Origin of the sequence: Massilia arenae (genome assembly GCF_008014745.1) — a bacterium.
GTDB classification, from domain to species: domain Bacteria; phylum Pseudomonadota; class Gammaproteobacteria; order Burkholderiales; family Burkholderiaceae_D; genus Telluria; species Telluria arenae.
This window is the reverse complement of record NZ_VPFD01000015.1, coordinates 276644-285112: the sequence shown is the minus strand read 5'-3', so window position 1 is coordinate 285112 and position 8469 is coordinate 276644. Positions and strand designations below refer to the sequence as shown.

At 66.1% G+C, this 8469-nt stretch carries 9 protein-coding genes; 8 read left to right on the top strand and 1 reads right to left on the bottom strand.

Features of this window, described 5'->3' with window-relative positions; all coding sequences use genetic code 11:
* The 7 genes from FVD38_RS15130 to FVD38_RS15100 form a co-directional block, all read left to right on the top strand.
* A partial coding sequence (locus tag FVD38_RS15130; protein WP_370660641.1) for a type II and III secretion system protein family protein occupies nucleotides 1-936 on the top strand: 936 nt, incomplete at its 5' end.
* 2 nt (nucleotides 937-938) lie between these two features.
* A complete protein-coding gene (locus tag FVD38_RS15125) occupies nucleotides 939-1184 on the top strand; it encodes a hypothetical protein (protein WP_147935574.1) in 246 nt (81 codons plus the stop codon).
* Nucleotides 1185-1205: 21 nt separating this feature from the next.
* On the top strand, nucleotides 1206-2384 hold the full coding sequence (locus FVD38_RS15120; protein WP_147935573.1) for a CpaE/TadZ family protein: 1179 nt from the start codon (nucleotides 1206-1208) through the stop codon (nucleotides 2382-2384).
* Nucleotides 2385-2423: 39 nt separating this feature from the next.
* Nucleotides 2424-3809, top strand: coding sequence for a TadA family conjugal transfer-associated ATPase (locus FVD38_RS15115; protein WP_147935572.1), 1386 nt, complete (start codon nucleotides 2424-2426; stop codon nucleotides 3807-3809).
* 7 nt (nucleotides 3810-3816) lie between these two features.
* Nucleotides 3817-4791, top strand: coding sequence for a type II secretion system F family protein (locus FVD38_RS15110; RefSeq protein ID WP_147935571.1), 975 nt, complete (start codon nucleotides 3817-3819; stop codon nucleotides 4789-4791).
* A 25-nt stretch (nucleotides 4792-4816) separates the two neighbouring features.
* On the top strand, nucleotides 4817-5746 hold the full coding sequence (locus FVD38_RS15105; RefSeq protein WP_147935570.1) for a type II secretion system F family protein: 930 nt from the start codon (nucleotides 4817-4819) through the stop codon (nucleotides 5744-5746).
* Nucleotides 5747-5925: 179 nt separating this feature from the next.
* Nucleotides 5926-6141, top strand: coding sequence for a hypothetical protein (locus FVD38_RS15100; RefSeq protein WP_147935569.1), 216 nt, complete (start codon nucleotides 5926-5928; stop codon nucleotides 6139-6141).
* A gap of 49 nt (nucleotides 6142-6190) precedes the next feature.
* Here FVD38_RS15100 and FVD38_RS15095 read toward each other — a convergent pair whose 3' ends face one another.
* A complete protein-coding gene (locus tag FVD38_RS15095) occupies nucleotides 6191-7261 on the bottom strand; it encodes an AI-2E family transporter (RefSeq protein ID WP_147935568.1) in 1071 nt (356 codons plus the stop codon).
* Between the two features lie 244 nt (nucleotides 7262-7505).
* Here FVD38_RS15095 and FVD38_RS15090 point away from each other — a divergent pair, with 244 nt between their 5' ends.
* Complete coding sequence (locus FVD38_RS15090; RefSeq protein WP_229493692.1) at nucleotides 7506-8363, top strand: hypothetical protein; 858 nt, start codon at nucleotides 7506-7508, stop codon at nucleotides 8361-8363.
* Nucleotides 8364-8469: the final 106 nt, after the last annotated feature.

Genomic DNA, 8469 nt, shown 5'->3' with positions numbered 1-8469 from the left:
AGCGCCGGCAGCCCGTCGCCGGCCGGCGTGGGAGCGCCCGCGGCCGCTGCCGGCGGCGGCGGCGCGTCCGGCGGCGCCAAGGTACTGAACATGCTGTCGATTGCAGCCCCGCAGCAGGTGATGCTCGAGGTGAAGATCGCCGAGGTGTCGAAATCGCTGGTCGACCAGCTCGGCGCCAAGGCCGGCTTCAGCAAGACCAACGGCAACTGGACCTACGGTATCGCCTCGGCCCTGCTCAGCGGCGGCGCCGGCACCATCGGCGGCGTCGGCACCGGCATCAAGGAACTGACGGTCGACGGCGAGAAGCGCGACGGCCTGGTCAAGATCCTGGCCGAGCCGAACGTGATGGCCATCAGCGGCCAGGAAGCCAGCTTCCTCGCCGGCGGCAAGATCTTCATCCCGGTCGCCCAGTCGGGCAGCGCGGGCGCCAACACCATCACGCTCGAAGAGAAGGAATACGGCGTGGCGGTCAAGTTTACGCCGACCGTGCTGGCGGGCGGGCGGATCAACCTGCGCGTGGCGCCGGAAGTGTCGGAACTGAACCGCGAAGGCATCGGCATCAGCGCCGGCGGCTCGAGCAGCGCGAGCGCGATCCTGCCGTCGTTCACCACCCGCCGCGCCTCGACCACGGTGCAGCTGCTGGACGGCCAGAGCTTCGCCATCGGTGGCCTGATCCGCAATAACGTGACCAGCAATATCAAGCGCTTCCCGTTCCTGGGCGAGATTCCCGTGTTGGGCACGCTGTTCCGCAGCAGCGACTTCCAGAACGACCGCACCGAGCTGGTGTTCATCGTGACGCCGCGCCTGGCCAAGCCGATGGAAGCCGTGCCGGCGCTGCCGACCGATCAATACGTGCCGCCGACCCGCGCCGAGTTCCTGCTCGGCGGCCAGCACGAAGGCAAGCCTGCCGCTGCCGCCGCAACCCCGAAGGAATGATGATGAAAACGATCCCGTTTGCCAGCCTGCTGGCTTGCCTGAGCATCCTGGCCGGCTGCGCCACCGACGGCCCGGCGACCAACGGCGACAGCGTGCGCGCCATCTTCGCCAGCCAGGCCGTGCCGGCGCAGCCGCGTGTGGAGCGCGGCCTCGATGCGCGCGCCGCGGTGGCCGGCTATGCCAACTACCAGCAATCGTACGTGACGCCGGCCGCGCAGGACAGCGCCAGCGCCTTCGGCAACAAATAAAAGACCAGCAAGAGAGCCACCATGAAGATCGCAGTCCTTTCGCGCAACGAGCGCCACCTGATCGAGCTGTCGCGCCAGTTGCGCGCCCGGCCGGGCAGCGACGAAGTCGACATGATCGCCGGCACCGCCGCGCGCCTGTCGACCATGGCCGACGAGGCCGTGCCCGACCTCCTGATCGTCGACGCGCCGCGCGCCGACGAGGGGGAGCTCGACCAGCTCGAGCGCCTGGGCCACCTGTTCCCGCGCATGGCCTTCATCGTGTTGTCAGAAGACCTGTCGCAGGACTTCCTGCTGCGCGCGATGCGCGCCGGGGTGCGCGAAGTGCTGGCCGCCAAGCCGCTGCCGGCCGACCTGGTCGCGGCTGTCGACCACGTCGCCGAGAAGCTGGGCAGCCAGGGTGCGGCCCAGGGCCGGGTGCTGGCCTTCATTTCGTGCAAGGGCGGCAGCGGCTCGACCTTCCTCGCCACCAACCTGGCCTACGCCCTGAGCGCCGGCGGCGCCAAGCGCGTGGCGCTGATCGACATGAACCTGCAGTTCGGCGACGCCTCGCTGTTCGTCTCGGACAGCAAGCCGCTGGCCACGCTGTCGGACGTCGCGACGCAGATCCACCGCCTGGATCCGTCCTTCCTGTCCTCGAGCATGGTCAGCGTGACGCCCAACTTCAGCGTGCTGGCGGCGCCGTCCGATCCGGCCCACGCCAGCGACGTCAAGCCCGAACACATCGACGCCATCATCAAGCTGGCGCGCCGCCAGTACGACTTCATCGTGCTCGACGTCGGCCGCAGCCTGGACCCGGTCAGCATCCGCGCGCTGGACCACGCCGACACCATCTACCCGGTGTTGCAGACCACCTTGCCCTATATCCGCGACGGCAAGCGCCTGCTGACGGTGTTCCGCAACCTGGAGTATGGCAACGACAAGGTCGAGCTGATCGTCAATCGCCATGACAACAACAGCGACATCCGGCTGAAGGACCTCGAAGAGGCGTTCGACACCACGCACCTGCGCACGATGCCGAACCATTACGACGCGGCGGCCCGGTCGGTCAACCAGGGCGTGCCGGTCACGCGCCTGGCGCCCGACAGCCAGCTGAGCATGGCCCTGATGACGATGGCGCGCGGCCTGACCGGCGAAATCGCGCCGGTACAGGGCGCCAGCCTGATGACCCGCTTCTTCAAGCGCAGGAAGACCGACGTCTGACCGACGTCTGACCGTCGCCCGAGATAGAGAAAAACCGAGATGAACATGACGCCACCATCCTCCCTGCGCGAACGCCTTGCCAGCATGAGCGGCAGCGCCGGCACCAGCATTGGCAGCGGCGCTGTCACGCGCGCGGTCGCCCAGCGCGGCGGCCCGATCGACAACCGCGCCTACCACCAGCTCAAGGCCCGCATCCACGAGGCGCTGCTCGACCGCGTCGACCTGGAAAGCATGCAGCGCCTGAACCAGGACCAGATCCGCCAGGAGCTGCGCCTGCTGGTCGAGCGCTTGCTCGAAGAAGAGATGGTGGTCATCAACGACGCCGAGCGCAAGACCCTGACGCGCGACATCCAGAACGAGATGCTGGGCTTCGGCCCGCTGGAGCCGCTGCTGGCCGATCCGAGCGTGTCGGACATCCTGGTCAACACCCACAAGCAGGTCTACGTCGAGCGGCGCGGCAAGCTGGAGCTGACCGACGTCACCTTTACCGACGACGCCCACCTGATGAAGATCATCGACAAGATCGTCTCGCGCGTGGGCCGCCGCATCGACGAATCGAGTCCGATGGTCGACGCCCGCCTGCCGGATGGCTCGCGCGTGAATGCGATCATCCCGCCGCTGGCGATCGATGGCCCGGTGATGTCGATCCGGCGTTTTTCCGCCGACCCGCTGCGCCTGGCCGACCTGGTTTCATATGGCAGCATGACGGCCGACATGGCCGAGGTGCTGCAGGGCCTGGGCAAGGCCAAGGTCAATATCCTGATCTCGGGCGGTACGGGCAGCGGCAAGACCACCATGCTCAACGTGATCTCGGGTTTCATCAGCCACTACGAGCGCGTGGTGACGGTCGAGGATGCGGCCGAGCTCCAGCTGCAGCAGCCGCACGTGGTGCGCCTCGAAACCCGTCCGCCGAACATCGAAGGCAAGGGCGAAGTGAGCCAGCGCGCGCTGGTCAAGAACGCGCTGCGGATGCGCCCCGACCGCATCATCCTGGGCGAGGTGCGCGGCGAAGAAGCGATGGATATGCTGGGCGCCATGAACACGGGCCACGAAGGCTCGATGGCGACCATCCACGCCAACACCCCGCGCGACGCCCTGACGCGCCTCGAAAACATGATCAGCATGGCGGCGCCGAACCTGCCGCCGAAGGCCATGCGCCAGCAGATCGCGTCCGCCGTCGGGGTGGTGGTCCAGGTGTCGCGCCTGACCGACGGCAAGCGCAAGGTGCTGTCGATCTCGGAAGTGACGGGCATGGAAGGGGAGGTGATCACGATGCAGGAGATCTTCGCCTTCCGCCAGACCGGCGTGGCCGACGACGGCGCCGTGATCGGACAATCGAGCGCCACCGGCGTGCGTCCGCACTTCGCCGAGCGCCTGCGCACCTTCGGCGTGAACCTGGCGCCGCATATCTTCGAACCGCGCTGAGCCTGATATGGACACCACCTTCATCCTGTTCATCCTGATGCTGTTCGCAGCGGTCATGCTGCTGGTCTGGGGCGTCTACGTCGCCTGGCACGCCAGCCGCGACCCCGAGGCCGAGCGCGTCGCGCGCCGCCTGCGCGGCGTCATCAAGAGCGATACGCGCCAGGAAGACGTCACCATCACCAAGGAGCGCCGCCTGGCCGGCAATCCCGAGCTGGAGCCGCTGCTGCGCCGCATTCCGGGCGTGCGCCGGCTGGACCGCATGCTGCTGCAGGCCGGCAGCACGCAACTGGTTGCCTCGCTACTGGCCATGTGCGCTGCCTGCTGCGGCGTCGGCCTGGTGGCGGCCCTGGTGCTGCGCCTGCCGCTGCCTGCGGTACTCGGATGCGCGATCGGCGCGGCCGGCCTGCCGCTGCTGCGCCTGGTGCGCGCCCGCGATGCGCGCATGGTGCGCTTCGAGCGCCAGCTGCCCGAAGCCCTGGACATGATGAGCCGCGCGATGCGCGCCGGCCACGCCTTCCCGACCGCCTTGAAGCTGGTCACCGATGAAGTGGCGGCGCCGCTGGGCGAAGAATTCAAGATCGCCTTCGACGAAGTGAATTTCGGCGTCTCGATGGCCGACGCGCTGAACAACCTGGCGCAGCGCGTGCCCAGCATGGACTTGCAGTACTTCGTGGTCGCGGTGCTGATCCAGCGCGAGAGCGGCGGCAACCTGACCGAGCTCCTGACCTCGATTTCCAGCATCATCCGCGACCGCCAGAAACTGGCTGGCCAGGTGCGCGTGCTGTCGGCCGAAGGGCGGATCTCGGCCTGGGTGCTGTGCCTGCTGCCATTCGGCGCCGGCGCCATGATGTTCGTGGTCAATCCGGCGACGATGGGCGTGCTGATCGACGACCCGGTGGGCCGCCAGATCAGCGGCGCGGCGCTGGGCATGATGGCCTTCGGTGTGCTGGCGATCCGCAAGATCGTGCGCATCCGTATGTAATGATCGAGACTCAAGGATTCTGACTATGACGATGCCTCAAATCGTGATGCTGGCGGCGATGTTCGTGCTGGTCTTCGGCGTGGCCGTGGCGGCCATGCTGCTGCTGACGCGCGATCCCGTGAAAGCCCGCCTGGCGGCGCTCGACGAGCGCGACGTGGCCAGGGTCAGCCGTACCGACGGCTGGCGCGAACGCCTGGCGCGCCTGGCCGAGCCGCTGGCCAAGCTGTCGGTGCCGGCCGACGGCTGGGAAACCTCGCCGGTGCGCCTGCGCTTCATCAACGCCGGCTGGCGCTCGCCGTCGGTGCCGGGCCTGTTCCACGCCGGCAAGACCGCGCTGACGATCGGCCTGCCGCTGCTGGTGTATATCGCGCTGCCGCATCATAACGAGCGGCCGCTTGCACTGACCTTCCTGTATCTGGTGGGGGCGGCTGCCATCGGCTACTACGTGCCGGACATCGCCCTCAAGCGCCGCATCGCCAACCGCCAGCGCGAGATCTTCGAAAGCTTCCCGGATGCGCTGGACCTGATGACGGTCTGCGTCGAGGCGGGCCTGGCGATGGATGCCGCGCTGGCGCGGGTCGGCAGCGAAATCGGCCTGAAAAGCCCGGTGCTGGCCGAGGAACTGCAACTGGTGACGCTCGAACTGCGCGCCGGCAGCAGCAAGGAAAAAGCACTGCGCAACCTGGCCCTGCGCACCGGTGTCGAAGACGTCGACGCGCTGGCCAAGATGCTGATCCAGGCCGAGCGTTTCGGCACCAGCATCGGCACCGCGCTGCGCGTGCAGTCGGATCAACTGCGCACGCGCCGCCGCCAGCTGATCGAAGAGACGGCCGCGAAAATCGCGACCAAGCTGTTGTTCCCGCTGATCTTCTGCATCTTCCCGGCGCTGCTGGTCGTGCTGCTGGGGCCGGCGGTGTTGCAGATCATGCGCTCGGTCGGGAAGGTTATCGGCTGATCGATCCGGCAACAGCGGGGCGGGCGTCATAGGGCGATGAGTGGCATACACAAATCGTATGTCTGGCGCATTCCGAGATAGTTGATTTGTGAATGGCGAACATCATGGATCGCAATTTGATTTCTATCTTGGAGGGCGCATACTAAGGGCATACCAGATCACACACGAAAGAGAAGATCATGTCCACCCTGTCGCTCCGCCCAAGTTTCGCTGCCCAACTGTCTGCTTTCGCCGACACCCTCGCCAACTTCGTGCGCGCGAAAGCTGCTCCTGGCGCCGTCGCCCGCAGCGCCGATGCTGGCGACGTCTGGGCCCTGTACCGCATGACCCGCGGCGCCGATGCCGTCTCGCCGGCCGTCGCCCGCCGCCTGGAAGCGCACGCGCAAGCGAAGTAATCGCGCTGCGCCAGGTTGACGACGCCCCGCCTCGAGCGGGGCGTTTTGCTTATTGGGGTTCGGACGGCTCGTGGAATTCATCCGCCCGCGAGAACAGGTCCCAGGCCGCGATGAACAGCGCCGCGATCACCGGGCCGATGACAAAGCCGTTCAACCCGAACAAGGCCATGCCGCCCAGCGTCGAGAGCAGGATCACGTAATCCGGCAATTTGGTGTCCTTGCCCACCAGGATCGGGCGCAGGATATTGTCGACCAGGCCGATCACCAGCACGCCGTAGGCGGCCAGCACCACGCCCTGCCAGATATCGCCGGTCGCCAGGAAATACACTGCCACCGGCCCCCACACCAGGGCCGCGCCGACGGCAGGCAGCAGCGACAGGAAGGCCATCACCACGCCCCACAGCAGCGCGCCGCTGACGTCCAGCGCCCAGAAGATCAGGCCGCCCAGCGCGCCCTGGGCCATCGCCACCAGCACATTACCCTTGACCGTGGCCCGGATCACCGTGGTGAAATTCTGGAACAGGCGGCCCTTGTACTCGACCGACAGGGGCACCGCGCGCTGGATGCGCGCCGCCAGGATGCGGCCGTCGCGCAGCAGGAAGAACAGCAGGTACAGCATGATGGTCATGCTGACCACGAAGTCCAGCGTGTTGCGGCCGATATTGAGGGCGTAGTGGGCCGTGGCCTGGCTGATCTGGGCCGCGCCTTCGGTGATCTTGTCCTGCAGCGACGCCAGGTTGGTCAGCTCGAAACGCTCGAGCAGTGAGATCGCCCAATCCGGCAAGGCGCGGATGACGAGGTTGAAGTAAGAGGCAAAATTAACTTCGCCGGCGCTGACGCGGGCGTAGATGACGGTGACCTCATTGATCAGCGACGAGGTGATAAGGGCCAGCGGAAACAGCACCATCAGAATGATCACCAGCAGCGACAGCAGGGCGGCGACCGTCGGCCGCCCCTTGGTCACGCGCAGCAGGCGCGATTGCAACGGCGCGAACAGGATGGCGAACACCACGCCCCAGAACACGGCCCCGGAATAGGGCAGCAGCACCCAGATGAAAGCGATCGTGACGATCGCCAGTAGCAGGAGGAATGAGTTCTGCGGCAGCGTGTATTGCTTCATCGGCGCGGTGGAAGTAGTTGATGTTGCTTGATGATAAACCATGCCATCGCCCATACGGCGACCATTTGCGCGGCGCGGTGCGCCAGCTAACATATGTTTCGACTCTTGGTGAAGTGTCGCTTGCTGACCACAAAGTCAGTTCAATCGTGCGCATTGTTTAAATGACATCTTGCGATAATAAATGTCGCCGCGTCAAGACATAGTCTGGCGGGCATTTGAACAACATTCTTTATCGGAGAGCTCCATGTCCCGCACCGCGTCGCGCACCGCCCTGTCCACCGTCCACACCACCCTCGTCACAGCGCTGAAGGGCGCGATCCTGCTGGGCGCCGCTAGCGCCGGCATGGCCCAGGCCCAGCAGTCGCCTGCCCTCGACCGCATGAGCATCTCGGCTGGCGCCTTCTATGCCGAGCCGAAGATCCACCTGGGCGGCGACACCCGCTACGGCCGCGTCGACACGCCGGACGAGAAAATCGACGACGTCACCCTGCCACGCGTGAAGGCCGAGATGCTGATCGGCGACAGCCATGGCCTGTCGTTCGATTATTTCCGTTTCGACGAAGACTGGGCCGGCACCGCCAGCGGCGACACGGTCTACGAAGGCCGTCCGGTTGCCGGCACCATCAGCGCCGACGCCGACCTGCGCCTGGAAATGGCACGCTTCGCCTACAAATGGTGGATGGGCAAGGAAAAGAACGCCTTCGGCGTCGGCCTGGGCGCGGCCTACCTGCGCGCCAAGATCTCCGGTTCGGCCGAGGCCAACCTCTCCGCTTCGAATCCGGTCGAGAACTACTCGTTCAGCGGTTCGGCCTCGGGCAGCGACAGCGTCTGGGCGCCAACCGTCGAGCTGGCATGGCGCCACCAGATGAACGAGCAATGGCGCTTCTACGCCGAGGCCTCGGACATCAAGAAGAATGGCGGCACGGTCGAGGGCCATATCTGGAACGGCGCCGTCGGCGTCGAATGGTTCCCGCACAAGAACGTCGGCCTGGTGCTCGACTACAACGTCCAGAAGATCGACCTGCACCGCAACGGCGACCGCACCGCCGACCTCGACCTGAAGCTGAAGGGACCGTCGGCCTTCGTCAAGGTCCGCTTCTGACCATCGGAAAGCACGCGATTCGATCGAAAAGACACGCTCAATTGCTTCCGGTCATAATACATAGTGTGAAAGCACTAATGTAGCAGAGCGAGGAGAACGATTGAGC

Bases quoted from the DNA above. Each gene is read 5' to 3' on its own strand.
- FVD38_RS15105 (WP_147935570.1), top strand. From the start codon at position 4,817: ATGACGATGCCTCAAATCGTGATGCTGGCGGCGATGTTCGTGCTGGTC.
- FVD38_RS15095 (WP_147935568.1), bottom strand. From the start codon at position 7,261: ATGAAGCAATACACGCTGCCGCAGAACTCATTCCTCCTGCTACTGGCG.
- FVD38_RS15115 (WP_147935572.1), top strand. From the start codon at position 2,424: ATGAACATGACGCCACCATCCTCCCTGCGCGAACGCCTTGCCAGCATG.
- FVD38_RS15110 (WP_147935571.1), top strand. From the start codon at position 3,817: ATGGACACCACCTTCATCCTGTTCATCCTGATGCTGTTCGCAGCGGTC.
- FVD38_RS15100 (WP_147935569.1), top strand. From the start codon at position 5,926: ATGTCCACCCTGTCGCTCCGCCCAAGTTTCGCTGCCCAACTGTCTGCT.
- FVD38_RS15090 (WP_229493692.1), top strand. From the start codon at position 7,506: ATGTCCCGCACCGCGTCGCGCACCGCCCTGTCCACCGTCCACACCACC.
- FVD38_RS15125 (WP_147935574.1), top strand. From the start codon at position 939: ATGAAAACGATCCCGTTTGCCAGCCTGCTGGCTTGCCTGAGCATCCTG.
- FVD38_RS15120 (WP_147935573.1), top strand. From the start codon at position 1,206: ATGAAGATCGCAGTCCTTTCGCGCAACGAGCGCCACCTGATCGAGCTG.